Genomic DNA, 26322 nt, shown 5'->3' with positions numbered 1-26322 from the left:
CATGCGCTTCATTCCTACCGAATTGAAAGATGCCCACATTATCGAGTTGGAGCCACGCGAAGACAATCGTGGTTTCTTCGCCCGGGTTTGGGCGAAAGACGAATTTGCTGAGCATGGTCTGGTTGATCGAGTGGTGCAGATGAACCTCTCGTACAACCGGGTAGCCGGTACGCTGCGTGGTATGCACTTTCAGCACGCACCCTACGCCGAGACCAAGCTGGTGCGCTGTATCCGCGGTGCGATCTACGATGTGATCATCGACTTGCGCCCTGACTCACCGACATACAAGCGGTGGATTGGCGTGAAACTGACTGCTGCGAATCGGCTGGCGTTGTATGTTCCGGAAGGTTTTGCGCACGGCTTCCAGACCCTTGAGGACGATACGGAAGTATTCTACCAGGTTTCGCAGTACTACACCCCCAGCGCCGAAGGTGGTGTGCGCTACGATGATCCGGCGTTCGGTATCGAGTGGCCATTACCGGTTACCGAGATGAGCGAGAAAGACAAGCGCTGGCCGTTGTTTACCGGTTAGCAAACGGAAACGAAATACCCCGTGAGCATTCCCAACTGCGAATATCGTTGGGGTCTATCTGAACAATGATGGGCAAGGGTCTGACCTTTGCCCATCCGACAAGACACGACCATCCAACCGCTTTCAGGTCATTGCCCGAAGCGGTAGCACGACGACTATTGCCTCTTTTCCCAACACGTTCTAGCGGAGAAACCTATGATCCTGATCGACACCGCACTCCAACGCGCTGAAGCCGAGAATCGCCCGATTCGGGTTGGCATGGTGGGGGCCGGTTTTATGGCGCGAGGTATTGCGCTCCAGATCATTCGCTACACTCCTGGCATGCGCCTGGTAGCAATCGCCAACCGCACGCTTGAGCGAGCAGTGCAGGCGTATACCGAGGCTGATGTGCCGTCTGACGCAATTCGCTACGTAGACTCGCCGGCAACGCTGGCGGCAGCCCTGGCGGCTGGCGCGCCGACAGTGACCGACGATGCGTTGTTGCTGTGTGCTGCCGATGGTATCGATGTCATTCTGGAGGTGACCGGCGCGGTTGAGTTTGGTGCCCAGGTAGCCGTTACGGCAATGCGCCACGGTAAGCATGTGGTGACGATGAATGCCGAACTGGACGGCACGCTCGGCGCAATTTTGCAGGTCTACGCCCGGCGCTACGGTGTAATCTTTACGCTGTCGGACGGCGATCAGCCGGGGGTGACTATGAACCTCTACCGCTTCGTGCGCGGGCTAGGGGTGAAGCCGGTGTTGTGCGGGAATATCAAAGGGTTGCACGATCCCTATCGTAATCCGACCACACAGGCCAACTTTGCTCGCCAATGGGGGCAAAACCCGTATATGGTGACCAGCTTTGCCGACGGGACGAAAATCTCGTTTGAGCAGGCCGTGGTCGCGAATGCAACCGGTATGCGGGTCGCTAAACGGGGTATGTTCGGCCCAACCGTCCCATCCGGCACACCGCTGGCCGATGTGGTTCACGACCTGTATCCGCTTGAGGCTCTGCTCGCAGGGCCGGGCATTGTTGATTACGTGGTTGGTGCCACCCCCGGCCCCGGCGTCTTTGTGCTCGGCACCCACGACCATCCGCGGATGCAGCATTATCTCAACCTGTATAAGCTGGGGAAGGGGCCACTGTATCTCTTTTACACCCCGTATCACCTGTGTCACTTTGAAGTTCCCAACTCGGTGGCGCGGGCAGCCCTGTTTGGTGATACAGTGCTGGCCGCAGCCGGGCGGCCTATGGTTGAAGTGATTACGGCGGCCAAGACCGATCTGCATGCCGGCCAGACCCTGGACGGATTGGGTGGCTACATGACGTATGGGCTGGCCGAAAATGCCGATGTGGTACAGGCCGAGCGGTTATTGCCGATTGGTCTGGCGGAAGGGTGTACCCTGTTGCGCGATATTCCCAAAGATGGGATCATTTCGTATGCCGATGTGCAACTGCCGGCAAATCGGCTGAGTGATCAGTTGCGCGCCGAACAGGATGCCTTATTCTGGGCAGAGAACCGCTGAGCTGTTCTGAGGATCTATGCAGAGCGTGCTACCGTAATGATTGTACCCGGCAATCTGTAGCGTGCGGAAGCTGCACTTCCGCACGCTGAAGAGCAGTAATCGTAGATGATAGCGCGGGGGTGAGCCGACGGCATGCTCGCTACCACCAATGTAACTCCCAGGCATCCCCCTTTCTCATCCGTTTCGTTCCCCTCGTATGTCAGGGTCATTGCACCGCCTTATCACCTTCAACAACCGGTACAGCGGGCACTCGATGCCGCAGCACCCATTTGACCAGCTCTAACACCGGGACAATGGTCAAAGCGACACCACCGATGATTACCCAATCGATCAGCGAGAGTGGAAATGTACCAAATGGTTCATGCAAGAATGGCAGATAGACCACACCCAGCAGTAAGATAAGCTCCCAGAGAATAGCCAGATTGAGCCAGCGATTGGCAAAGGGGCGATGGAAGACGGAGAGGTGATCTGAGCGGAAGTTATACGCCTTGAAAAACTGGATCAACACGAGCGAGACAAATGTCATCGTCATTGCTTCCGCGAGACCGCGCCCACTCTGCAAGGCCCAGACGAAGAGGCTGATATTGACCAATGCTGACCACAAACCACCGGCTAGCATTAACCCAACGACCGGACGGGTAAAGATGCCCCGACGAGGATCACGCGGTGGTTGGCGCATTAAGTCATCTTCGGGTGGATCAACCGCTAATGCCAGGGCCGGCAGGCCATCGGTGGCAAGGTTGACGTAGAGGATTTGTACTGCTGTCAGCGGGAGAGGTAAGCCGGCGAAGGTGGCCCCGGCCATCAGCGTAATTTCGCCGATATTCGACGAGAGCAGATACATCAGGTACTTCTTGATATTGCCAAAAATGCGTCGTCCCTCTTCGACAGCGGCCACAATTGACGCAAAATTGTCGTCGGTGATGGTCATGGCCGCTGCCTCTTTGGTGACATCGGTACCGGTAATCCCCATGGCGATGCCGATGTCGGCCTTCTTCAGCGCAGGTGCATCGTTCACGCCATCGCCGGTCATCGCGACCACATATCCCTTTTGCTGTAGGGTCGTCACCACGCGCAGTTTGTGTACTGGCGCGACGCGGGCATAGACATCGATAGTCTCGACAGTACGCGCAAACTCTTCGTCGCTCAACGTATCGAGTTCGACACCGGTTATTACGCGCCCGTGGGTGAGCAGACCCAGTTCACGCGCAATGGCGGCGGCGGTTAACGGGTGGTCGCCGGTAATCATGACGACCCGAATACCGGCTTGTTGACAGGTTTGAATGGCTGCTTTGGCTTCGGGACGGGGTGGATCGATCATGCCGACCAGACCGAGCAGAGTCAGATCGTGTTCAGCATCGGCTACATCGGCGGTGGCTTTGGTGGCAACTGCCAGCACACGCAGGGCACGACTGGCCATAGTCTGCGCGGCCTGCAATATGGTGTCGCGATCTTCAGGCTGCAACGGGGCAACGCCGTTGGGGGTTAGCCAATGACTACAGGCACTGACAATCACCTCTGGGGCCCCTTTAGCGTAAGCGACTCTTTCGCCCTCGACTTCATGGAGGGTGATCATCCGTTTCGTTTCCGACGAAAAGGGGATTTCAGCAATGCGCGGTGCTCGACTTACGACCTCCTCAACAACCAGGCCGGCCTTGATGGCGGCGACGACCAGGGCTGCTTCGGTTGGATCACCCTGGGCATGCCAGCGTTGTTCGCGGTAGACAATGCGGGCATCGGATGCCAGCACCGCACCTTCGAGCAACCGACGTACAGCTTCATCAGCAGGTGTTGTCCGATCATCGCACCGAAACTCGCCCACCGGATCGTACCCAGAACCGGTAATGTCCCACCAGCGGCCGGCAACAAAGAGCCGGCGCGCTGTCATCTCGTCTTTGGTCAGGGTGCCGGTTTTGTCGGTGCAAATGACCGAGGTGCTGCCGAGGGTTTCGACTGCCGGCAACCGACGCATTAACGCATTACGCTTCACCATGCGCTGAACGCCGATAGCCAGTGAGATGGTTACCACTGCCGGTAATGCTTCAGGAACGACCGCAACCGCGAGTGCGATGCCGAAGATAATCATCTCGACCGGTGGTTGGCCGCGCCAAAAGCCGAGCAAGGTAATCACAGCGACAATGACCAGGGCTGATCGGGCAAGGATATGTCCAACCCGGTCGAGGTTGTCTTGCAGGGGGGTGCGCCCGGTCTCAATCGTTTGCAGCATCGTGGCAATCACCCCGAACTCGGTCTGCATACCGGTGGCTACCACCACTCCCCGACCACGACCATAACTGATCGATGTTCCGGCGTAGACCATATTCCTGCGTTCGGCAACCGGGGCTTCGGCGGGCAAGGTGATGGCGGCAGTCTTCTCAACCGGCACCGACTCGCCGGTGAGCGCTGCCTCTTCCACTTGCAGATTCAGCGCTTCAATGAGGCGGAGATCGGCGGGAACGCGATCTCCAGCGCGTAATAGCACAACATCGCCGGGCACCAGTGTGTGCGCGGGGACAGACTGCTCAATGCCATCACGTAACACAGTCGCATTGGGTGCAGCCATACGGCGGAGTGCTTCAATTGCCCGTTCGGCACGGTATTCCTGGATGAAACCGAGCAATACGGCAAAGAGCACGATAACGATAATGGCAACTGATTCGATCCCGTGACCGAGCAACAATGACAGACCGGTAGCGATCAAGAGGATGATAATCAGGACATTCTTAAACTGGTTGAGTAGCAATGTCCATGGTGAGACGCGCGCTGCTGCCTGTAACTCGTTTGGGCCGTAGATCGACAGGCGTTTTGCTGCCTCATCCGGCGTCAAACCGGTGGGTGAGCTGTTCAGATGGGTAAAAACATCAGTTAGTTCGAGTGCATGCCAGCGTGGTTGAGCCGGGTCTTGTTTAGAGGTGGATAGGGTCATAGTAATTGCTCCTTGCCCATTGCCGTGAAATGTCTATTCGCAACGGGCGTACAGGGCCGTCTATGTTCAGGTGGTCATTGACGGCACAGCAGGCAGTGGGTAGCACACCCTCGTGCCACTTTGAGCATAGCAGATTGTTTCTGGAGATACAACCAGTTCTGCGCGGTAGATTAACAACCGATTTGGCAAGGCGACGCATCGGGTCATATCTTGATTGACACAGTGTGTCATTCAGGTGTTCAGAACCGTGTGGGCGGACTGCCGGGTGTACCACTGGTGAGTCGCTGGTGGAATAGAAGTTATGACACCCGGCCACCTGCATGATGCTGCACCTGAACGATGCATCCCTGGGCGCCGGTAGGGGCACGGCATGCCGTGCCCCTACTTTTCCTGAACGATGCCCTTTTTGGTGGCAGAGGCGGATGAACTGGTTTGCGTGCAGTTGTGCGCAGGGGCAGCACCGGCGTGGTGAATGGCGAGGGGGTGACGGTGGTGCTGTTGCCAACACGAAACCCGCTCCCGCTGGGGGCGGGAACCTCTGGGGTAGGGTGGCGATACTCTGTTGGCAGCAGGGACAGTGTGCTGGTGCAGGTGGGGAGCGAGCCGGAGGCTCGCGCTCCCAGGAGATGCTGCACTTGCGTACCACGATAGCGTGCTTGAGGGCGTGGTGTGAGGGTGACGGTAGATGGCACGTCTGATCTTTGATGACGTCACATCGATACTGTGGGTCACTCCTGACATTACTCATCGGGTTGATTAACGATGCATCTCTGGACGCCGGTAGGGGCGACGCATGCGTCGCCCCTACTGAATCGCCGATACCAGATGTGACATGCGTGACGAGCGGGCAAACATAGCGTCTTCACCATCTCCCATAGAGTTTTGCGGATCGGCACTGAAGGGAATTGTTTGGATGAAGTGCAGTGTATGTGTGGTATGATCTTCATCTATAATAAACATAACGTGATGGTATATATTCATAAAATGCCTGGCTTCCTGATTACTATGACAAAATCGGGATGCTCAACGATAGGCAACGAAGCCTTGTCAGGTCGAACTGATATTCACAGGTCACGATGTGAGAGGAGTTGGCCGTGATCCGGGTCTTCATTGTTGATGACCACCCGATTGTGCGTGAAGGTTTGCGGAGTCTGATCCAGCATCAGCCTGATATGACGCTGGTCGGGGAAGCCGATGACGGTACCAAAGTGATTTCGTCCATCACCACCTTGAAGCCTGATGTGGTGGTGATCGATCTCCGGATGCCGGGTCTTGATGGGCTGGGGGTGTTACGACAGGCTCAGGCGCTTACACCTGCACCATCGTGTCTGGTGCTTTCCAGCTACAACGAACCTGACTATGTGATTGCGGCAATCGAAGCCGGGGCACGTGGCTTTCTCCTCAAGCAGAGTGCCTACACGGCCATTCTTGATGCGATTCGGGCCATCGCTAACGGCGAATATGTCATCTCGCCGAATCTGGTGGGTGTACTGTTTACAAACGTGGCTGAACTTCAGCGCGAGCGGTTGCGTCAGGCGTTGGCCGATGATGAGAGTGCGTTGCGCCTGCTGAAAGCCCTGGCGGATGGCGCTACCACCTTAGAGATTGGGGCTATGCTGCATATGAGTGAGGTGACGGTCAAGCGCCGGATTCAGGATCTGATCAAACTCCTCGGTGTGCGTAATCGGACGCAACTGGTGGCAGAGGCAGTGCGGCGTGGTTGGATTTAGAGGATGTTAGATCAATCCGGTTTACTGGAAGTTATCTCATTCATTCCTGACAAACGCCGTGATCGTGACGAGTACACACCGAATTCCTGTGACCAGCATGGTCAACGGTATGCCACGCACTGGGTCGTGAGCACGGCTGCTTGCGGCAGCATGGCTGCCGCACTCCAAACTTCGCGACACGCGCATGACGAGCCGGCAAGGCAATCAATGCAGTGAGTTGATGGCACGACCGGAGTTGTGCTCTGCCAACGGGCCAGGAGTGGTAGGTTGTTGTTGTTGATTGGCAAGCGTGCCTGCGCCTGGGTGATGGTCAGGTAGCACAACAGCTCAGCGTTGTAAGTGCTAGACCCTATTGCAAAAACATTTACGCGAAGTTGTCTCATTCATTCCTGATCGACTCTATGATCGTAACGATAAGCATTCCCGTGACCAGCATGGTCAACGGTATGCCACGCGCTGGGTCGTGAGCACGGCTGCTTGCGACAGCATGGCTGCCGCACTCCAAACTTCGCGACACGCGCATGACGAGCCGGCAAGTCAATCAATGCAGTGAGTTGATGGCACGACCGGAGTTGTGCTCTGCCAACGGGCCAGGAGTGGTAGGTTGTTGTTGTTGATTGGCAAGCGTGCCTGCGCCTGGGCGATGGTCAGGTAGCACAACAGCTCAGCTTTGAATGAAATAAGTTCTGCATTGTTGTCTCGTGAAACTCACAGGCAGTTGTCATCCGTGTGCCGCATGGTGTGCGTGATCGGCGACAGGTGTAGATTCGCCCGCCAGAATCTCTCTCGTTGTGGCGGCCACCGTTGGGAGTGGCATGGGCATGCTAGAGCGGCTGATAGCAGGATATGAATGAAACCTCGTTTATTCTCCATACAACAACCAACATCCCAACAATTGAATAGACCGGATTTGCCGCACGCGAGTGCTATCTGAATATGGGCAATCGTTGCCACCCATCGCAAGAATCATGCCCTGAGATGGCTGCGCAATAGTTTGACTGTTCATTCAGATAGATGATTGCGTTGTAATTTGACCTGTTCGGATCATCACTCTGACCCCTTTGGATCTTCTCCTCTTTGAGATCGTTGACCTATACTAACAGTATCCAGCAGCTATCAGATGTCATACAATGACGTGGAGGGAGGTCTATGGAAGATCGAGAGATCAGCCCGTCGGAAGAGGAGGCTGCGCGTAGCCCGAAGCCCCGGCTAGATCGGCGTAGTTTTCTCAAGCTCAGCTCGATCAGTGGTGCGGCGGCAGTGCTGGCAGCCTGTGCGGCTCAACCTCCGGCACCGACGGCTGTACCACCGACCGCAGCGCCGCAGGCTCCGGCGCCAACCGCAGCTCCGGCACCGTCGCCGGTTGTGGTCACCGAGACGGTGGAAGTGCCGCTGATTAGTGAGGTTCTGCCCTATCCGCGGATCAAAGTTGCAACTCTTAACGATCTGCAAAGTGGTGCTTTTGGTGCCAGTTATCCCGATCAGTTTTCCCCCATTCAGATATTGAAGATTGGCAAGAAAGTTCCCGGTGGTGTTGGGCCAGATGGGGATATTGTTGCCTATAGCGGGTTGTGCACCCATATGGGCTGTCCGATGACTTACGATCCCGCGACAAAGATCTTTGTTTGTCCCTGTCACTACAGCCATTTCGATGCTGCCGCTGATGCCATGCTGATTAGTGGTCCGGCGACGCAGCATCTACCCCGGATCGTCCTGGAAGTCGAAGGTCAGGATATCTACGCTGTAGGGGCGCAAGGTCTGATCTATGGGCGTCCGCATAATCTGAGCCTGACAGAGCTGTAGGAGGAACCACTATGCCAGTGTATCGTCCGGCAGATCGCATGGTCTTACCACCGGTTGATGCCGAAAAATATCAAACGGTATGCCACTACTGCATTGTCGGTTGTGGCTATCACGTCTACAAGTGGCCAGAGGGACGGTCAGGTGGCTTGTTGCCTGATCAAAATGCGTTGGGGGTAGATTTTACAAAGCAAGTAGCACCGTTAAGTGGTGATTGGATTGCTCCGGATCACCATACGGTGATCACCGAGCGGGATGGTCGCCGCTTCCACATTGCGATTGTGCCCGATAAGGAATGTGTGGTCAACAAAGGTCATCACTCCGGGCGTGGTGGTACGCTCGGTTCCAGTCTGTACCGGCCAGATGGCCCGACTCACGTGCGCCTGACCCATCCGCTGGTGTATCGGGCAACCGAGCAGTCGCCAACGACCTGGGACGACGCCATTGATCTGGCGGCGCGGGTGATCTATGGCAGTATTCTGCGCGATGGGAATAACTCTATCTTCATGAAGATTTTCGATCACGGTGGTGGTGGTGGCGGTTTCGAGAATAACTGGGCCGTTGGCAAGTTCTTCTTTAATGCGGTACAGACGATCAACTGTTCGATCCACAACCGACCGGCCTACAATTCCGAGGTACACGCCTCGCGTGATATGGGTGTACCTGAGCTGAACTTTGCCTACGTTGATGCCGAACTATCCGATACGATTGTGCTCTGGGGAGCGAATTCTTACGAGACCCAGACCAACTTCTATCTGGTACACATGCTGCCCAACCTGCAAGGCACCACGGTCAAAGCCAAGCAGGATGCCCGGCCCGGCGAGCAGGTTGGCCCTGGTCGCATCATTGTGATCGACCCACGGCGCACGGCGACCGTTGTGGTGAGCGAACGGGCTGCCGGCAAGGATCGGGTACTCCATTTGCAGCTCAACCCCGGTACGGATATTGCGCTGGCGAATGCGATTGCGCGGGTGGTGTACGAGCGTGGATGGCATGACAAAGATTTTGTCGCCAATCGGGTTGAAGCCGAGACGGTACAGCCCTTCCTTGAGCAGAGCCTTCAGATTGGGAAGAGCCTTGATGAGGTGCTGGCTGAAGCTGAGCAGATTACCGGTCTGTCGCGGGCGCAGATCGAGCAGGCGGCAAGCTGGATCGCCGAGACGAAGAGTGATGGTAGCCGACCACGATCCATCTTCCTCTACGAAAAGGGTGTCATCTGGGGCATGAAGAATTACCAGAATATCGGCAGCATTGTCAACCTTGCTTTGCTGACCGGTAACTTTGGTAAGCCCGGCACCGGCTGTGGTCGTCTGGGTGGGCACCAAGAGGGTTATGTGCGCCCCGGCTATCCCGGTCCGCGTCCGGCACCCTACATCGATGACCTGCTGAGCCAGGGGCAGGGGAATGTGTTCTACGTTGTCGGTTGCAATCCGGCGGTAACGACGCTCAATGCGCAGCGCATGCGCGAGACGTTGCAGACCCGTGGTAAGCTGGTTCGCGATGCAATCGATGCCAGCTTTGGTGCAGATAATGCAACGAAAGCGCAAGCGATACTTGATGCAATCAGTCAGGGTGGCCTGTTCATCATTGTGCAAGATATCTATCCCATTGAGACGGCCAGATATGCGCATGTTGTCTTTCCGGCAGCAGCCTGGGGTGAAAGCCCCATTACCTCGATCAACGGTGAGCGTCGCTTGCGTCTGTACGAGAAATTTATGGATCCGCCGGGCATTGCTGAGCCAGACTGGAAGATTTTCGGTATGCTGGCACAGCGGATTAAGGCGCTCGCGCAGGCTGATGGTAACGCCGACATTGCCCAGCGCTTCAGCGGCTTTGAATGGCAGACGGCTGAAGAGGTCTTCCTGGAGGGTGGTCAATCGTTCGCCGATGGTGTGAAGGCCAGTACCGAACGGTACAAGGGAGTGGATTACGCCTTCCTCAAGGCTGCAGGCAATAACGGTATTCAAACACCGGTGACGATTGTCAATGGGCAACCGCAGGGGCGGGTGCGTTATTTCGAGAACGGCGAACCATTCTACACCGAGAGCGGTAAGGCCAAGATGCTACCCACGCCGTGGCCCGGTTTCCCGGCCATTGTGCAGGAGCAGATCAACAAATATCCGTACTTCCTGACTAATGGGCGCAACAACAACTGGCAGACCTTCTACAACGATCTTAACATCCCATTCCACGCCGAACGGGTACCACTATCCTATATTGAGATCAACCCGCAAGATGCCCAACGAGAAGGTATCCAGCCCGGCGATATTGTTCAACTGTATAACGACTATGGTGAGACGACCGCATATGCCGTTGTGAGCAATAGTGTTAAACCCGGTTTGATCTTCATGCTGTTTGCCCACCCACGCTCGACGGCCAACAGTCTAACCACACCCTACGTTGATCCAGAAGTGATTATTCCGTACTACAAAGGGAGCGCGGTCGGGTTGCGACGGCTCGGACGACTGGCTGATTTCGATGCCCGTCTGACCTATCAACCAACCAACTTTGAGCCGGTAGTCTAAAGAGTAATTGACTACCAGTACCACGTCATTGCTGCGGGCAAGCAGATGGGTGGAAGGTCTGCCTTCTGCCCATTCTGCTTTTGACAAAAGTTCTGGAAGGCGGGAAGGTGGGTGGTAGCGGGATAGAGATGAGCTGTTTCCGTGGGAACGTGCGCCGACGGATCGCTCCAGCGTCATTGCACACGGGATTGGGCATCATGTAGAACCTGTTTCAAAAAACATCTACTATGAAGGTATCTCATTCATTGCCGACTGATTCCATGCATGATCGAGACGAGCACACCCGGCATTCGCGTGACCAGCCGGGTTAACGACCTGACACGTGCCAGATCGCGAGCACGGTTGGCGCGGCAGCATGGCTGCCGCACTCCAAACTTCGCGGCACGCGCATGATGAGCGAGCAAGGTAACCAATCCAGCGCATGATGGCACCGGAGATGGTTGTTAGAGCATGACAGTACAGCGTTTTATGAAATGAGTTCTAATGTACGCGCAGTGAGGTGGGTAGTGCGTAGACGTTATCTCAGTAATTACAGACTCCGTGCTGAGAGCACGCATCATCCCCGTGACCAGCGGTGAACAGCCTGACACGCGCCTGGTACGAAGCACGGCTGCTGCGGCAGTATGGCTGCCGCACCCCAAACGCTGCGACACGGGTAAACCAGTCTGGCAACGGTATCTGATCCGAAATGTGATCCCATTGCGTGCGGAGGTGGCAGGCTGGTTCGGCGCATCTGCACTTGGGTGTAGTGAATAATACCCGGCAGACAGTGATCGTGGTTGAAGAAGATTCTGGTGAGCGATTGTGCGAGCAATCGCATGCGATACCCGCTCATCCTTGCAATGACTTTCACAACATTGACGATGAAACAGGAAGGGAGTACGATACATGGCAAGAATAATCCACATTTTTGGCAAGAATGAATATCACCTTCGTGAGAGGAGTGTCGCGATAGCACGTTGACTCTACTGCTCTGGCAGGTGGTGGGGGGCCGATTCTATCTTACTTCCGTGGTGGATCAGCTCTCTTCACCTGAAGGTTCACTGATGATCCTGGATCAGTAACTTGTGATTAACAGGATACTGATTGATATGTAGCACTCTTCTCATCGATTTCTGCAACTTTCTGGCATATTTGCCCTGTTGAACAGTTGAATGATGTTCAACAAAAGAGACAGTAATCTTCACATACAAACATACTGGTCATTCAGTTATCAGAATGGAGAGAAAGCCATGGCAGAATGGGCAGGTGGACAGGGAACGCAGGAACAAGCGGTTGACAAAGGCCCGGTAACAACTGACCGCCCCCGTCCTGATCGCATATCGCCGATGAATACAGCGCGTCGGCTTCTGCGTTATCTCGGTCATCAGCGCTTACCCCATGTTGTCGTACAGATTGGTTGCGAGATACTGGGTGCGCAGCGGGGTGCCTTGTACCTGCTCGACCAGAACCAGGAGGTTACGCTGATTGCTCAGTACCCTGACGACAAAGATGTGCAGGTTCCTGATGATCTCGATGAAGCACGGTTATCATGGCACACGTTGCATGATTTTCTGCCGCAACTGGTGGATTGTGCTCACGACCACGAAGCACGGTTTCATTACTGCTCTGGCGGCGATTGCTGGCTCACGCTGAGTATTCCTTTGCAGTGGGAAGGGCAAAATATCGCGGTTGTGCAACTGTCTTACAAACCAGACGTGACGATTGATCAAACCAGTATGCTGGGGCTGGTTTACGAATACGCTGAGCTGGCAGCGCTGACCCTGGTACAGCATTGGCGTTGTATCCATCCTGCGCACAGCAGTGGTACCCAGGCCGTTCCCCCTTCGTCGTTGACTAATGATTACTCATTCTCGTCGGGTGTATCGCTGGCGCTGGCGGTCAGCGAAGCCGAGCGGGCCAGGATCGCTCGTGATTTACACGACGGTGCCCGTTCGGCGATCCTGGGGGTGCAGTTGCACCTGGAAGCGCTGCGCCTGGCCTGCATGCAAGGTGACTCCCTGGCAATCCAGGATCATCTTGCCCGTGGGCGGGCGGCGCTTGATGCTATCGAACAGGAACTATCACATATTGTGCGTGACCTGTATCCACCACAAGTTGGTGAAGCGGATTTTCCAACTGTCCTGGTTAATCTCAGTGAACGCTGGTCGGCGGCAACGCGGATTCCGGTGGAGTATGCGTTTGCTCCCAACATACCTGTGCTCGAAACGGCCCAGGTGATTGCGCTGTACCGGATTGTGCAGGAAGCGCTGGCTAATTGTAACCGTCATGCTCAGGCATCACGGGTTACCATTAGTCTGGCCTGCGCCGACGATACGTTGCTGTTAACGGTAGCCGATAACGGTCGTGGTGGTGCCAATCTGCGTGGTGGCGGGATTGGCCTCTTGAGTATGGCTCAGCGTGCTCACGCAATTGGGGCCAGTTTTCATATCGACTCACCGCCTGATCAGGGCACCCGGATTGAGGTGAAATTGCCACTCAGGCGTCGCGAACCGGATGTGCATGTATGCAGTGGTGATTGTCATGAGGGGGCTGATGAATGATTCCCCCATACCTCTACCCTGACTCCGTGCCGCTCCCCCTGCCATAACGGCACGCGACAGGTGTCGCGGAGGAGGCGCTTCCAGAGTTGCGCGTGTTGGAAGACCTCTTCGTCGGTGGCGAAGAGCTGGAAAACGGTGCGGGCCGCAATCAGGATCAGTTTTTTGCGGGCGCGGCTGAGCGCAACATTGAGCCGCCGCGGATCGAGGAGAAAGCCGCTGGTTGTGCGTAGATAGTCTGGATCGCTCTCGGTAGCCGATACGATAATCACATCGCGTTCATCGCCCTGAAACCGCTCGACGGTATCGACTGTTGCTCCCTCGTGTTCAACGAAAAGATCGCTCATCAGCGTGGGCAGACGTTCGCGCAAGGTCAGCCGCTGTGCCCGATGAGGCACCACAACCCCGATACCATTCGTTGCGTCTAACTGCAATTGCCCGACCAGGGTCTCAATCAGTGGACAAATGAGTTCGGCCTCGAAGGGATTGATGTCCTGGCTTTGCGCTTCATCGTGGACGATGACGGTCAGCGGGTGAGCGGGATTGAGTACGGCGGCCAGAAAGTCGTCGGCGATGGCGACCTCGCTAAGCCGTGAGGTTCGCTGCGAGAAGTAATGGATGCCGTCTTGTTCGTAGATGGCACGCCGGAGGAATTCGGCAATATCCTGATGGACGCGGAAGCTCTCGGTCAGCCGTACTATGGGGGGTGCTGGATCGAGCAGCAAGAGGGTCTCGAAAAGCGAGCTGTAGACCCGGTAAGCCTGGAAGGTGCGACGGCGCTCGCTGCGCCATTCGTGCTGAACAATCGGTGGCATCTGACGATGATCGCCGACCACGATCAGGCGACCGTGTTTATGGAGGGCGATTGCCGCCATACAGGCTTCAGCCAGGTTCATCTGCGAGGCTTCATCGAGGACAAGGATGTCGGCAAAGGGATCGGTGTGGTAGCGTTGCTGCTGTTTCAGCAATGAGCTGATTGCGAAGGGTGTCGCTGCTACGAAGCAGAATGGTGTGCTGGCGATGATGTCTGCCTCGTCGACGATCTGCACTGTTTCCGGCAGATCGCTGTCGATTTTGGGGCGTACCCGGAAGAGTGGTGCCTTGAGAATGCGCTCGTCGAAATAGGCGGCAAACAGGGCAGGTTGCCGTTGCTGGATACCGGCCAGCATGGCCTGAACGTCGGCAATCTTGCGCAACAGGACATCGGTGGCGGCGTGGGTTTTGCAACTGAGCAGGACACGACATGGCAGGTCGGCAGCCAGTAAACCCTGCATGCGTGCCAGTAGCGCAAATGCTGAGGTGTAGCTTTTACCGGTGCCGGGTGGTCCCTGCACAACCAGGGTAGGCGCATCGCCATAACCGGCAATGTAGCTCATCTGGTATGTGTCGAAGGTGTGGAGTTCGTGGGCGTCGGCCAGGGCCTGAAGCCCTGCGACAAAGCGGGCGTGACCTGCTAGCGCTGCCGGTGGTATCTGACACGTCACCGAGGCTGGAACGGCAAGGCGCTGGTACAGTGCGTTGCTTGCGCCGCCCCGCAGCTCGTTGACGATCTCCATACAGCGTTGACCGTATATGTCGTTGGGATCACTTTCAATGGTGTAGAGTGTGCCGGTTGTGGGCCATTCCCATTTTGCAGGGAAGGTGAAGCGACGGTCGCCGTTGCTGTAGCGCCGGTTGGGTTGGAGCACGACGAATCCATTCGGATCGAGTTCGATCAGGGTTGCCCGCGACTGGTACAAGAGTTGACGGGCTGTGGTCGTGAATGGTTGCTGCTGATCGGCGGGCAGGCGTTCATCAACACTCCAGCGTGGAGCCAGAATCACTTTGTCGCCCGGTGATAAGCCGGTCAGCCGCAACGCTGTCTCCAGGTCGCACTCAACGTCATCGAGGACAATGCGTAACCGCAACGGCACATCCGGGATCGGTAGTGGCTCAACCGTCTGGCGTTGTTCGTCGTTGAGCCGCGCCCGTTTACGCTGGCCGGTTAGTTCTGCCTTCAACGCCTGGCGACGTTCGTTTTCGGCCAGTACTGCCAGCAGAGCCGGGTCCTGGTCATCCGCTTCGTAGCGTACAAGCAGGCTGACGCCGGCCAACACCCGTTGCTCTGGCGGCGGCAGGTGTTGTTGTCCCCACGTGACCAGGGCGACGTAACGCTCGATCAACAGAAACTCGGCCAGGGCATCGGCCAGTGATGGTGAGCGGCGGGTGTAACGGGTAATACAGGTCAGATCAAATGGCGGTTTGGTCGTGCGGTGATTGGCCGGTAAGCGGGCAGCCAGGTGTGCGAAGGCTTCAAGCCGCTTGTTGATGAATGCAAGCAGTTGTTCGTACTTGACGTCACGGTAGTCGACCAGATCATCTTCGCCCCGATCCGGTGGTGGTGGTAATGCCTGCCAGGCTGCGTAGGCGTACTCTAGCGGAATCTGATTGTTGAAGCGAATCCGTCGCGTATACCAGCCAATCTCTTTGTCGTTACTCAGATCATCAAAGACGCGCCGGTAAAATTTGCGTCGGCATTCACCCCAATCAAACCCTTCGATGCGGGCCAGGCGGGCCAGTGAGTCGTAAGCCAGCGGGTCGTTGAGGAAGCGACGGCGCTCATTCACCAGCACTGTCACCATTGGGGCTTCAAAGCCGGCACTCTGCGCCGCCAGATCGTAAAGTGCGGTGGCGCCGATGACATCTGGATGGCGGGCCAGCCCATCGAGCAGGGTTTGCAGGCTGAATGTGTCGGGCACGATCAGATGAATGGGAACCTGCGTATCAGGATCGGCGACAGCGACAATTGCCTGTAATAACTCATTGATCCATTCGGTCAGTAAGCGCTCCTCATCGGCCAGGGTTTGTGGCCGTTGCGTGGGCAGATTGACGACGTAGCGACTCTGGTGACGCTCGCCGTTGCGGTGGCCGACGACCAGCGCAGCGAGCATGACGATCATGCCTTGCGTGTGATCGTACAGGGTATCAAGATAAATCGCGACCAGATTGGCGTGCAGATCAGGGCTGACGGCGGGCAATGATCCGTATCCGCGGTACGGTAGCCGGGTAGGGGCTTTGATCTGATCACCTTTCCAGCGGCGAAAAGCACGAGCGCGATAGATCAGCTCGTTCAGGCGGGGAGCCAGCACAGGGTGTCGTACCAGATCACGCACCTTTGCATGATGGGTGGGCGGTGTGTACAGCGTTTCACCATCGTCAGCCACCTCTTTCAGCAGAGCGAGTTGCGGTACGGTGTTGATCTGGTTGGCCTGGAGCGCCGATTTTTCGGCTACGGTCAGGGTTGGAATGAGTGAAAGGTCGTCGTGGGTTGCTGCCCACCGCATACAGATTTCATTGTAGAGGCAGCCATCGCATTTGGTGGTCAGGTGGAAGGGCACGGCGGCGAAGGGAACAGTCGCAATCGTATCGAGAATCGCATTCGGGCCATGCAGCAGCGTTTCGATCTCGGCCAGGTAGGGAGCTGGATCAACCAGTTCCAGGCAAGCGGTCTGCACGCCGAGTAATTGTGCTGCCTGTTGACGTTCAAGTTCGATGCGACGCTGATCTGCCGGTGACCGCATCGTGTTCACGAGTTCGCCGCGATAGAGCACACCGAGTTCAATAACAACTTCCGCAAGACCTGCTCGCTGTACAACCTCCTCGATCAGACGCTGATAACACGCCAGTTGCAGACGATGCTCGATCTTCGCCGTCGCCGAGCTTTTGGCATCGACAATCAGGATACGTAACGCTCCGTTGCTGTCACGTCGTACCACCAGAATATCAACATCACCGCTAAGCGACCAGTTGGCGAGTTGCGCGGCCAGCCGCGGTTGAAAGAGTACGTGCGCGGTGTCGGCGCTGCATTGCTGAAGTGTATTCAGCACAATGTGATTGTGGTCAGGTTTGGTAAAATCAGGATCACCCTGCTGACGGCGCCGGGCGCAGTGGATGGTGAGCGGGAAGTGCTGCTGTATCTGTTCTTCAATCTCCTGCTCGAACAGCCGTCCGGCAATGGTGAGCATTGGTGGAATAGATTGTATTGACAGGCCGTATTTTGGCAGCCAGTATAGCTCTTTGCGCCGCTCGTGGAGACGGAGACGCAGATAGCGCTGACACTGATCGAGACGCAGATACTGCGCGAGGTCGGTGGGCGCAATCGCCTGGGGTTGCACCGGATCGAGGGCGATGGGGCGAAGCAGTTCATCCATACGGGGTTCACGTCGTGGGTTCATCAAAGACACCCGGTTCAGGTTTTGGCTCGATCCGATTGCGCAGCATGCGCTCGAACGTACCGACTTGCCGGGGGCTGATGGCACGGGCCGAGATCAGCAACACCTGGCCGTTCACCAGTTGCAATTCGTACACCCCGGCCAGTTTGCGCCAGTTGCGTACCTGCGACCAGGGAATGGTGCTGCGTCCACTGCGGGCACTGACGATCAGTGTATCGCGGCCCAGTTCGTAGCGGGTCGGCTGATAGATCGGTAGATCGCGATTGCGACTCTGACGGCGAATCGTGATCCAGCCGACGATGGCGTAAACCAGGAACGGAATCCAGCCGCCCAGCAGCGCTGGAGCCTGGGGTATGGTTGGGTCGTAGATCACAAATGCGGTTAGGACGGCGGCAACAAAGGCAAAGACGTAGAAAATCGGACGACGAAAGTAGCGACTCAAAGCGTGCTGAACAAATTCTTTCTGACTGATTGTGCTCTCGATAATCATAGCCGGGTACCACTAGAATGCACGTCGCTTGATCAAGAGTAACTCATTTCCACCGCCTGGTAAAGGCCGGTGCTGGAGATCGTCCAGTAAATGGCGGGTCAGGAACAACCCAAGTCCACCGATGCGCTGTTGGCCACGCTTGATGAGGTTGCGCGGTAACGGTACGCTGAGTGGATCAAATACGGGCGCGGTATCGCGAATCGATACGTACAGGGTATCGCCTTCTTGCCAGATGTCGATCCAGATCGGGCCAGCCTGATTGCCGTAACCATACGTAATGGTATTCGAGATCAACTCGTTGGCAGCGTATACTACATCATCAATACTATCACGACGAGCACCTATCTGGTTGGCCGCATCAATCATTGCCCGCCGGATGTGTTTCAGGCTGCGTAGATCGGCGTCAAAGCGAAGCGATGCGGGCATACTATCTCTCTTGGAATTAGGAAAGCCGATACGAACAGCAGTATGATACCATACGATTGTGCGTTGTGGTGTATTATTTTATTCGCGACGGAAATGTATTGATTGTATCGAAAAATGACAAAAAACTTATTTATCACATACCCTGCTCTTTATCTATTACATTGTTATTTAATTCTAAAGGTTCGATACCTGACGACATAATGTTCCTGATCAGGAGTCTGCCTTATGAAGCATGATGCTGTTGAATTTCTTGTTCGTTTGCTGCGCACGCCATCGCTTTCCGGTCAGGAAGCGGCGGCAGTTGCGGTGATGGTTGACCAGATGCGCTCCTTCGGTTGGGAAGCCTTTGTTGACGAAGCGGGGAGTGCGGTTGGGCTGATCGGTAGCGAAGGGCCGCTGGTTGTGCTGCTTGGTCATATCGATACGGTACCCGGCGAGGTGCCGGTACGGATCGAGGACGGCAGGCTCTACGGACGTGGGGCGGTTGATGCCAAGGGGCCACTGGCAACGTTTGTCTGGGCCGCCCGCCAGGCCGAGCTGTCGGGAACGTTGGGGTGTCGGCTGGTGATTATTGGGGCTACCGAAGAAGAGGCCGCAAGTTCACGCGGTGCCCATGCGGCTCGTGACCGCTACCGCCCCGATTTTTGTGTGATCGGTGAACCGAGTGGTTGGGATCGGATTACGCTCGGCTACAAAGGTCGACTCCTGGTCAATTATCATTACCGGCAACCGGTTGCGCACAGTGCCGGTGAGCAGCGCGCAGCGCCAGAGGTGATGGTTGATTTCTGGCGTGCCGTTGAACAGTACTGCCAGAGTATCAATGCCGGTCGTACCCGACTGTTCGAGCAGTTGATCCCTTCGTTGCGGCGTGTGCATAGCGATAGCGATGGCATTACCGAATGGGTGGAAGCAACGATTGGTTTGCGGCTACCCCCCGGTATCGATCCCGCGGCGTTGGCCGATACCCTGCACATGCTGGCCGGTACTGCTGAAGTCTCCTTCACCGGCGCCTGCCCCGCCTTTCAGAGTCCACGCACAACACCGCTGGCGAGCGCGTTTGTGCGTGCGATCCGGCAACACGGCGGCCAACCGGCATTCCTCCACAAGACCGGCACTGCCGATATGAATGTGGTTGGGCCGGTGTGGCAGTGTCCGATTGTCGCTTACGGGCCGGGCGACTCACGGCTTGATCATACGCCCAATGAGCATCTTGAACTGGCCGAGTACGAGCGGGCAATTGCTGTGCTGGCCGGGGTACTCGCTCAGTTGCGTTGACGATCAGCCCGGTCTGTGCTACCATCGGCTACGATTGAATTGAATACAAGCAACACGGGACTGGCAATTGCTAGACGTTATATACCTTAACGTGTTATGGTATACTCAGCTATGAAGCGCAGTGTATGGGCCAAACAACAAGGGCTGACGTACAAGACTGCCTGGCGACTGTGGAACGAGGGCAAGCTGCCAGTACCGGCCGAGCAGTTGCCCAACGGCACCATCATCTATTACCCGCCTAATGCGGCGCAGTCCGGTGGTGCTGCCCTAGACCCTCGCGTTGCCAGCGCCGAGCACGCTCAGGACCTCGGTCGCCAGTTTGCCCGACTCGTCGAGTGCGCTGTCCAGCGCACGCAGACCATCGTTGAAGTGGTCAAGGACATCGGCTACTGCCGCAATGGTCACCGCGCAGGGCTGATCTGGCTGCTATGCCACTCCACAGCCCAGACCATCGTGGTGGAACATCGTGACCGGCTCACTCGCTTCGGGTTTGCGGACATCGAAGCGGCGATGACCGCTCAAGGCCGCAGCATCGTGGTGATCTAACCTGATGACGGAGCCAATAATGTGGTGTGTGATCTGCACGAGGTGACAGTAGCGATGTGCGCCAGGCTGTACGGCAAGCGCACAGCGGCCAATTGAGCCAGGAACACGATTGAGGCCCTGCAATGCGAGTGATCCTCACCCATAAGATTGAGCTTCGTCCCACCAAACAGCAAGAGTTGCTGCTACGTGAAGCTGTTGGTGTTGCCCGCTTCGCCTACAACTGGGCCCTGGACGAGTGGAAGAAGCAATACTGCGCTGGCCTGACGCCTAACGAAGCTGCCCTGCGCCGACAGTTGAACGCGATCAAGCGCGAGCAGTTCCCCTGGATGCTGCGCGTGCCCAAGTCCATCCCGCAACAGGCGATCAAGAATCTCGGCGCTGCATTCAAAAACTTCTTTGAGCGCCGCGCTGGCTACCCAACACACAAGAAGAAAGGCCGCGACGACAGTGCGCGGTTCGACAACGGGCCGGGCACGTTCCGCTGTGACGGCAAGTGCATCCGTCTGCCCGTGATCGGCTGGATCAGGATGCGCGAAGCCCTCCGCTTCACCGGCAAACCGCTCTCGGCCACGGTCAGCCGTGTCGCAGATCGCTGGTACGTCGCCATCCCAGTTGAGATTGACCTGCCCGATCCCGTCTGCGATAACCAAGCGGCGGTGGGTGTCGATCTCGGCGTGACGACTGCGGCGACGCTCTCCAGCGGCGAGAAGCTGGCTGGGCCAAAGGCGTTGCAGGCGAACCTGGAGCGGCTGCGCCGGTTGAGTCGCCGCCACAGCCGGAAGGTGAACGGCAGCAAAAACCAATACAAATCGGCGCTGAAGCTGGCTCGGCTGCACGCACGCATCGCCAACATCCGCCGCGACTGGCTGCACAAGACCACCACCCGTCTGGTGCGGACCTACGGCGTGATCGGCATCGAAGACCTGAACGTGCGGGGTATGTTGGGGAACCGGACGCTGGCACGCCACATTGCCGACATCGGTATGTACGAGTTCAAGCGGCAATTGCAGTACAAGGCGGCGCTGTATGGGGTGGAAGTGGTCGAGGCAGATCGCTGGTTTGCGTCGTCGAAGACCTGCTCGGTGTGCGGGGCGGTAACTGAGCAGATGCCGCTTGGGATGCGCGACTGGGTGTGCCCAGCGTGTGGGACGGATCACGATCGGGACGTGAACGCAGCGAAGAATCTCCAGCGGATGGCGCTGTCTAGGGCGAGTTGCGCCCGAAGGAACGCCTGTGGAGAGGCAGGCACTGGCCATGGCGACACGACCATGGTGAACCCAGCCTCGGTGAAGGTGGGGGGATTTTTATTGCCCGGTGGGTGTTCGCTGAATGGGAAGAAAGGAATCTGGTACCATGCGTCGGGCTATCTCATGTGTTCTTGCCCTCTTTGTGAGCATATTTTTATGGCAACCGGTGGCTGCTCAGGCCGACGTGGTGGCGGCAGCGTTGCGATGGGTACAGGCACAGCAGCAGGCTGATGGTAGCTTTGCCGGTTTTGGCCCTGGTGATACGGCTGATGCGATTGTGGCGCTGGTTGCCGGCGGTGAGCAACCACCGGCCAATGCAATGACGTATCTGGCCGGTCAGGCCGCTTCCTACGGTACCTCTTCGGCAGGTGCGACGGCGAAATTGATTCTGGCCGCGGTTGCCGCCGGACGCGATCCGCTCAATGTTGGCGGGGTCAATCTGGCCCGTCAGTTGGGGACAACCTACGATCCGGCGACCGGTCAGTACGGCGCCGATGTGTACGGTCACGCGCTGGCGCTGCTGGCGATCAAGGCGATGGGTGTGCAACCGCCAGCCGCAGCCATTGACCGTCTGATCGCTTTGCAGTTGCGCGATGGCGGCTGGAGCTTCGATGGTGCTGCCGCAACCGGCAGTGATACCAATACCACCAGTCTGGCCGTTATGGCGCTGGCCGGTTATGCCCGTGCCGCCGATGCCTTGAGCGCAGCCCGCACCTACCTGCGCGGCCAGCAGAACCCTGATGGCGGCTTTCCCTACTCGCAAACATCGGCCTTTGGCAATGCCAGTGATGCCAACTCGACCGCAGCCGTCGTTCAGGCGATTCTGGCCCTTGGCGAAGACCCCAACGCTGCACCCTGGCGGCAGGGTGATGCCACACCGCTGAAGGCGCTGGTTGCGTTCCAGAATCAGAGTGGGGCGTTCCGCTATCAAGATGCGATGCCTGACGATAACGCATTGGCTACCTATCAGGCCATACCCGCGATTGCCGGGAAGACCTTGCCGGTGGTCAGCACGACGATTCCGGCTGCTCAGTCACTCATCGCGCCGGCCCCCAACCTTCCGACGACCGGTGGTGAAGAGGTGCTGGTCTGGCCTGTGGTGTTGATGGGCGTCACACTGCTCGCGTTGGGTGTCTGGCTCCGTCGTCGCCAGGCGCTATAGGGATGTCGTTATGCGATCCGCACGCACGCTGCTGCTCTTGCTGGCTATGATCCTGCTTTCCGGCGTGGTCTCAGCACAGTCGCCGCTTAATCGCGCCGGGGTTGTTGTGCGCTTTGGCGATGGTGAGGTGGTGACGGCGTGTGTCGAGTTTGCTGAACCCACCATCAGTGGTCTCGATTTGCTCGAACGGAGTGGGTTGCCGGTCATCAGTCAGCAGAGCAGTATCGGTGCGGCGGTGTGTAAGATTGGGCGGGAAGGGTGTGATTATCCGGCTACCGGTTGTTTCTGCGCACGCGATCAGGGGCGGGCCGTCTATTGGGCGTTTTACCGCCGTGAAGCCGGTGCCTGGCGTTACTCCAGTTTGGGGGCGAGCAATGTCGTGGTGAGCGATGGCGATCTGCACGGTTGGGCATGGGGGCCGGGTGATGCCAGTAGCGGTGCGGTGCCCCCCGATCTGGAGCTGACTGATGTGTGTAAACCGTTAGCGGAACCAGCCCCCACCACCGTTCCTACAGCAACGATCACGCCTGCCAGCTCTCTCCCTCCGACGGCCACCGTGCTACCGACGGTGGTGCCTATAGCGACGGCAAGCTCAACCCCGACGGCCCAACCGGCTACGGCCATACCAACGGCATTACCATCACCTACTGCCATCCGGCAGGCGGATACGATCAATACATCGTCGCCATCGCCGGCGGTGACGCCAGCTATGACCCCTCCGCCGGCAGGTTCAGCACCGGCGAGCAGTGGCGGGCAGTGGCTCGGCTTTCTGCTGATTGCGGCAGTGCTGATCGGCGGGATTGTGGCAACGCTTAGCCGGCAGCGGAGCGGCTGACGTGAGGTGGGGAAGGAGGAACCGGGTGACCGCTCGTTCGCGCCATACCAGTATCTGGCTTGTTCGTCATGGGCAGACGGAGGCAAACCGCCACCGGCGGTATCTCGGTCGCGGTGACAGCCCGTTGACCGATTATGGTCGGCGTCAGCACGCTGCCCTGGCCCGGCGGTTGCGGGCACTGCCCTTCACCCGCGTTATTGTCAGCCCTACGGAACGCACTCGCGCGCTGGCGGCTGCGATTCTCGATGGTCGTTCACCCATTCCGGTACTCGAAGACCCGCGCTGGCGCGAGATTGACCACGGGCGTTGGGAAGGCTTAACCTACCGGGAAGTGATGCAGCGATTCCCGGCTGAAGCCCAGGCGCGCTGGGCTGCCGGGATTGACGGGCGGCCTGCTGAGGGTGAGAGTCTGGCTGATGTTGCCAACCGGCTGGCTCCGGCCTGGGACGAGGTGCTGACCCAATATCCCGGTGAGCGAATTCTGATCGTAACCCACGCCACCCCTATCCAACTGGTGATCTGCTGGTGCTGCGGGCAGCCGATAGCCGAACACTGGCGCTGGCGGGTTGATTTGGGGAGTATAACGGCCCTCGACACCTACGGTACGACGATCATTGTCCGCACCGTTAACGCGGTTCCGCGGTTGGTGGGTGCAGGAGAGAGCGTATGAGCGACACATCGACACGGCCCACGCCTGGTTTGATCGAAGCGATCCGCTTTCTGACCATCATTCCGCTCCCCGGTCTGTCACCGATGAGCGAACAGAGTGTGGTGCGGGCAATCCCGTGGTTTCCGGCAGTGGGGCTGGTGATTGGTGGAGTCTTGGTGGCGGTTGACGCGCTGGCGCGTCCGTTGTGGGGCGATCTGACCGCTGCCATGCTGGTAGTCGTTGGGTGGGGGATTATCACCGGTGGCCTGCATCTCGATGGGCTGAGCGATACTTTCGATGCGGTGATGAGCTGGCGGTCGCGTGAGCGCAAGCTGGAGATTATGAAAGATAGTCGGATCGGGGCGATGGGTGCCCTGGCGCTGATGGCTGTGCTGCTGCTGAAAGTGGCATTTGTGGCCGGCGCGGCACCGGCCTGGCCGGCTCTTCTCCTGGCACCGATGCTGGGCCGTTGGGCAGATTGCTACGTCATCTATCGCTTTCCGCCGGCGCGGGAAGGGGGGTTGGGGCGTACATTCAATGCGCAGGTACGCCAGTCCGATCTCTGGCTGGCATCGCTGTTGATGGTCGCCAGTGCCTGGATTATCGCCGGCCTGGCCGGCCTGATCACGGTTGGCCTGGTGTTCGGCGTGGCTCACGTGCTAGCGCGCTGGTGGGTGCGCGATCTGGGCGGATTGACCGGCGATACCTACGGTGCCCTCTGTGAGATTGGTGAGGTCGTCGCGTTAGCCGCGCTTACCGTGCGGTGGGGGGGAATGTGATGCACACACGCACATGGCTCTGCTGGCTGATTGCCACTACCACCATCGCCATCCTGGCCCCGCACCCACTCTATCACATCCTGCTCATGCTGGTCGTGACGCAGGTTTTTGTCAGGCATCGTGATGATCGGCCACTGGCCCGCAGTTTTAGTCTGTTTGCCCGTGTCGGTGCTTTGATCTGGTTTGGCTACGTCGTCTTCTCCGTCGTGACGGTTGGAGGTGTGCGCGGGGCGACGGTGCTGCTCCATCTTCCTGCTATTCACCTGCCGGTCTGGCTCGGTGGGATTGTGTTGGGTGGCCCGATCACTGCTGAAGCGCTGGCCTGGGGCGCGACTCGTGGATTGGGTCTGTGGACGCTTTTGATCATCTTTGGTGCGTTCAATGCGCTGGTTGATCATCATCGGCTACTCCGTCTGACGCCGCGTTCGCTGTTTCACGCCGGGCTGGCGGTGACGATTGCGCTTTCCTTTGCCCCCTCGCTGGTACACGCTATTCAGGACATCACGGCTGCGCAGCGTGCGCGTGGTCATCGCTTCGGCAGTGTCCGAAGCTGGTGGGCACTGATTGGCCCGCTACTGGCCGGTAGCCTGGAACGGTCGCTGCAACTGGCGGAAGCGCTGGAGGCGCGGGGCTACGGGCGCACGCTGTCAGCGGCCCACAACCCAACCCGTGTCTTTGCGCTGATTGCCGGTCTGCTGAGTATGACAACCGCTCTGATCGGCTGGCTATGGGTGGGGCCGGTAAGCTGGCCGTTCGCGCTGCCGGTCGGTGGTGGTGGCCTCGTCCTTACCGCCTGGGCAGCTTACGATCTGAGTCGTTGTGTGCCACGCACGACTTATCGGCGCGAACGCTGGCGGCGACTTGACACGCTCACCTGGATTGCTGCGGCGGCTGCCGTCACCGTTGTCGCGACGATCCACCTGATCGATCCGACGATCCTGGTCTACTATCCCTTCCCGGTCATCACCGAACCCGGTTTTGATCTGCGAGTTGGAGCGGCGATTCTGTTGCTTGCCGTGCCTGCGCTACCGCTGACCGCCGGCGTACCCCGCCGGGCCTATCGTGTACGCGCCGACCGTCGCGCTGCCCGCCAGGAGACAGTGTCACAGCATGTGTTGAGTGCCCAATCTTGACTCCTGA

The 26322-nt window shown here is 57.8% G+C and carries 18 protein-coding genes; 14 read left to right on the top strand and 4 right to left on the bottom strand.

From position 1 onward, the window contains the following. Nucleotide 1: 1 nt before the first annotated feature. Together rfbC and CAUR_RS06355 are read left to right on the top strand one after the other, a co-directional pair. Nucleotides 2–532, top strand: a complete 531-nt coding sequence (gene rfbC, locus CAUR_RS06360; protein ID WP_012257099.1) for a dTDP-4-dehydrorhamnose 3,5-epimerase — start codon at nt 2–4, stop codon at nt 530–532. A 195-nt stretch (nt 533–727) separates the two neighbouring features. Next, on the top strand, nt 728–2041 hold the full coding sequence (locus tag CAUR_RS06355; RefSeq protein ID WP_012257098.1) for an NAD(P)H-dependent oxidoreductase: 1314 nt from the start codon (nt 728–730) through the stop codon (nt 2039–2041). 205 nt (nt 2042–2246) lie between these two features. Here the strand turns inward: CAUR_RS06355 and CAUR_RS06350 are convergent, their stop codons facing one another. Then, nucleotides 2247–4967: a cation-translocating P-type ATPase gene (locus CAUR_RS06350; protein WP_012257097.1), complete on the bottom strand. Its 2721-nt coding sequence runs from the start codon at nt 4965–4967 to the stop codon at nt 2247–2249. Between the two features lie 1094 nt (nt 4968–6061). Here CAUR_RS06350 and CAUR_RS06345 point away from each other — a divergent pair. The 4 genes from CAUR_RS06345 (at nt 6062) to CAUR_RS06330 (ending at nt 13565) form a co-directional block, all read left to right on the top strand. Continuing rightward, nucleotides 6062–6697 carry a response regulator transcription factor gene (locus CAUR_RS06345; RefSeq protein WP_012257096.1) on the top strand — a complete coding sequence of 212 codons (636 nt, stop codon included), beginning with the start codon at nt 6062–6064 and terminating at the stop codon, nt 6695–6697. A 1149-nt stretch (nt 6698–7846) separates the two neighbouring features. Then, on the top strand, nt 7847–8500 hold the full coding sequence (locus CAUR_RS06340) for an arsenate reductase (azurin) small subunit (RefSeq protein WP_012257095.1): 654 nt from the start codon (nt 7847–7849) through the stop codon (nt 8498–8500). A gap of 11 nt (nt 8501–8511) precedes the next feature. Next, nucleotides 8512–11022 carry an arsenate reductase (azurin) large subunit gene (locus CAUR_RS06335; protein ID WP_012257094.1) on the top strand — a complete coding sequence of 837 codons (2511 nt, stop codon included), beginning with the start codon at nt 8512–8514 and terminating at the stop codon, nt 11020–11022. Nucleotides 11023–12254: 1232 nt separating this feature from the next. After that, nucleotides 12255–13565 carry a sensor histidine kinase gene (locus CAUR_RS06330; RefSeq protein WP_012257093.1) on the top strand — a complete coding sequence of 437 codons (1311 nt, stop codon included), beginning with the start codon at nt 12255–12257 and terminating at the stop codon, nt 13563–13565. Here the strand turns inward: CAUR_RS06330 and CAUR_RS06325 are convergent. The 3 genes from CAUR_RS06325 to CAUR_RS06315 are packed head-to-tail and all read right to left on the bottom strand — an operon-like array spanning nt 13544 to nt 18689. After that, nucleotides 13544–17752, bottom strand: coding sequence for a bifunctional RecB family nuclease/DEAD/DEAH box helicase (locus CAUR_RS06325; RefSeq protein ID WP_242605087.1), 4209 nt, complete (start codon nt 17750–17752; stop codon nt 13544–13546). The genes CAUR_RS06330 and CAUR_RS06325 overlap by 22 nt on opposite strands. A 7-nt stretch (nt 17753–17759) precedes the next feature. Next, entirely contained in the window at nt 17760–18263 is a 504-nt protein-coding gene (locus tag CAUR_RS06320) for a YcxB family protein (protein ID WP_012257091.1), read from the bottom strand. Nucleotides 18264–18275: 12 nt separating this feature from the next. Beyond that, the gene (locus tag CAUR_RS06315) at nt 18276–18689 is read right to left on the bottom strand and encodes an ATP-binding protein (protein ID WP_012257090.1); all 414 of its coding nucleotides are present in this window, start codon (nt 18687–18689) and stop codon (nt 18276–18278) included. Between the two features lie 225 nt (nt 18690–18914). On the opposite strand from CAUR_RS06315, the gene CAUR_RS06310 reads away from it, so the two are divergent. From CAUR_RS06310 to CAUR_RS06275, 8 genes are all read left to right on the top strand, one after another. Continuing rightward, a complete protein-coding gene (locus CAUR_RS06310; protein WP_012257089.1) occupies nt 18915–19964 on the top strand; it encodes a [LysW]-lysine hydrolase in 1050 nt (349 codons plus the stop codon). A 111-nt stretch (nt 19965–20075) separates the two neighbouring features. Beyond that, nucleotides 20076–20510: a recombinase family protein gene (locus CAUR_RS06305; protein WP_012660630.1), complete on the top strand. Its 435-nt coding sequence runs from the start codon at nt 20076–20078 to the stop codon at nt 20508–20510. Nucleotides 20511–20632: 122 nt separating this feature from the next. Then, nucleotides 20633–21988, top strand: coding sequence for an RNA-guided endonuclease InsQ/TnpB family protein (locus tag CAUR_RS06300; RefSeq protein ID WP_242605086.1), 1356 nt, complete (start codon nt 20633–20635; stop codon nt 21986–21988). Next, entirely contained in the window at nt 21900–22919 is a 1020-nt protein-coding gene (locus CAUR_RS06295) for an LPXTG cell wall anchor domain-containing protein (RefSeq protein ID WP_242605085.1), read from the top strand. The genes CAUR_RS06300 and CAUR_RS06295 overlap by 89 nt, the downstream gene beginning before the upstream one ends. A 10-nt stretch (nt 22920–22929) precedes the next feature. Beyond that, nucleotides 22930–23754: a hypothetical protein gene (locus tag CAUR_RS06290; RefSeq protein WP_012257086.1), complete on the top strand. Its 825-nt coding sequence runs from the start codon at nt 22930–22932 to the stop codon at nt 23752–23754. Nucleotides 23755–23779: 25 nt separating this feature from the next. Continuing rightward, nucleotides 23780–24424: a histidine phosphatase family protein gene (locus CAUR_RS06285; RefSeq protein WP_012257085.1), complete on the top strand. Its 645-nt coding sequence runs from the start codon at nt 23780–23782 to the stop codon at nt 24422–24424. Continuing rightward, nucleotides 24421–25182, top strand: coding sequence for an adenosylcobinamide-GDP ribazoletransferase (cobS, locus tag CAUR_RS06280; RefSeq protein WP_012257084.1), 762 nt, complete (start codon nt 24421–24423; stop codon nt 25180–25182). The genes CAUR_RS06285 and cobS overlap by 4 nt, the downstream gene beginning before the upstream one ends. After that, on the top strand, nt 25182–26315 hold the full coding sequence (locus CAUR_RS06275; protein WP_012257083.1) for an energy-coupling factor transporter transmembrane component T: 1134 nt from the start codon (nt 25182–25184) through the stop codon (nt 26313–26315). The genes cobS and CAUR_RS06275 overlap by 1 nt, the downstream gene beginning before the upstream one ends. The last annotated feature ends 7 nt before the right edge of the window (nt 26316–26322 follow it).

This window comes from Chloroflexus aurantiacus J-10-fl, assembly GCF_000018865.1.
Classification (GTDB): domain Bacteria; phylum Chloroflexota; class Chloroflexia; order Chloroflexales; family Chloroflexaceae; genus Chloroflexus; species Chloroflexus aurantiacus.
The sequence above is the reverse complement of the archived record's forward strand: the minus strand, read 5'-3'. Positions and strand labels throughout refer to the sequence as shown.

Bases quoted from the DNA above. Each gene is read 5' to 3' on its own strand.
- rfbC (WP_012257099.1), top strand. From the start codon at position 2: ATGCGCTTCATTCCTACCGAATTGAAAGATGCCCACATTATCGAGTTG.
- CAUR_RS06355 (WP_012257098.1), top strand. From the start codon at position 728: ATGATCCTGATCGACACCGCACTCCAACGCGCTGAAGCCGAGAATCGC.
- CAUR_RS06350 (WP_012257097.1), bottom strand. From the start codon at position 4,967: ATGACCCTATCCACCTCTAAACAAGACCCGGCTCAACCACGCTGGCAT.
- CAUR_RS06340 (WP_012257095.1), top strand. From the start codon at position 7,847: ATGGAAGATCGAGAGATCAGCCCGTCGGAAGAGGAGGCTGCGCGTAGC.
- CAUR_RS06335 (WP_012257094.1), top strand. From the start codon at position 8,512: ATGCCAGTGTATCGTCCGGCAGATCGCATGGTCTTACCACCGGTTGAT.
- CAUR_RS06330 (WP_012257093.1), top strand. From the start codon at position 12,255: ATGGCAGAATGGGCAGGTGGACAGGGAACGCAGGAACAAGCGGTTGAC.
- CAUR_RS06325 (WP_242605087.1), bottom strand. From the start codon at position 17,752: ATGGATGAACTGCTTCGCCCCATCGCCCTCGATCCGGTGCAACCCCAG.
- CAUR_RS06320 (WP_012257091.1), bottom strand. From the start codon at position 18,263: ATGATTATCGAGAGCACAATCAGTCAGAAAGAATTTGTTCAGCACGCT.
- CAUR_RS06315 (WP_012257090.1), bottom strand. From the start codon at position 18,689: ATGCCCGCATCGCTTCGCTTTGACGCCGATCTACGCAGCCTGAAACAC.
- CAUR_RS06310 (WP_012257089.1), top strand. From the start codon at position 18,915: ATGAAGCATGATGCTGTTGAATTTCTTGTTCGTTTGCTGCGCACGCCA.
- CAUR_RS06305 (WP_012660630.1), top strand. From the start codon at position 20,076: ATGAAGCGCAGTGTATGGGCCAAACAACAAGGGCTGACGTACAAGACT.
- CAUR_RS06300 (WP_242605086.1), top strand. From the start codon at position 20,633: ATGCGAGTGATCCTCACCCATAAGATTGAGCTTCGTCCCACCAAACAG.
- CAUR_RS06290 (WP_012257086.1), top strand. From the start codon at position 22,930: ATGCGATCCGCACGCACGCTGCTGCTCTTGCTGGCTATGATCCTGCTT.
- cobS (WP_012257084.1), top strand. From the start codon at position 24,421: ATGAGCGACACATCGACACGGCCCACGCCTGGTTTGATCGAAGCGATC.
- CAUR_RS06275 (WP_012257083.1), top strand. From the start codon at position 25,182: ATGCACACACGCACATGGCTCTGCTGGCTGATTGCCACTACCACCATC.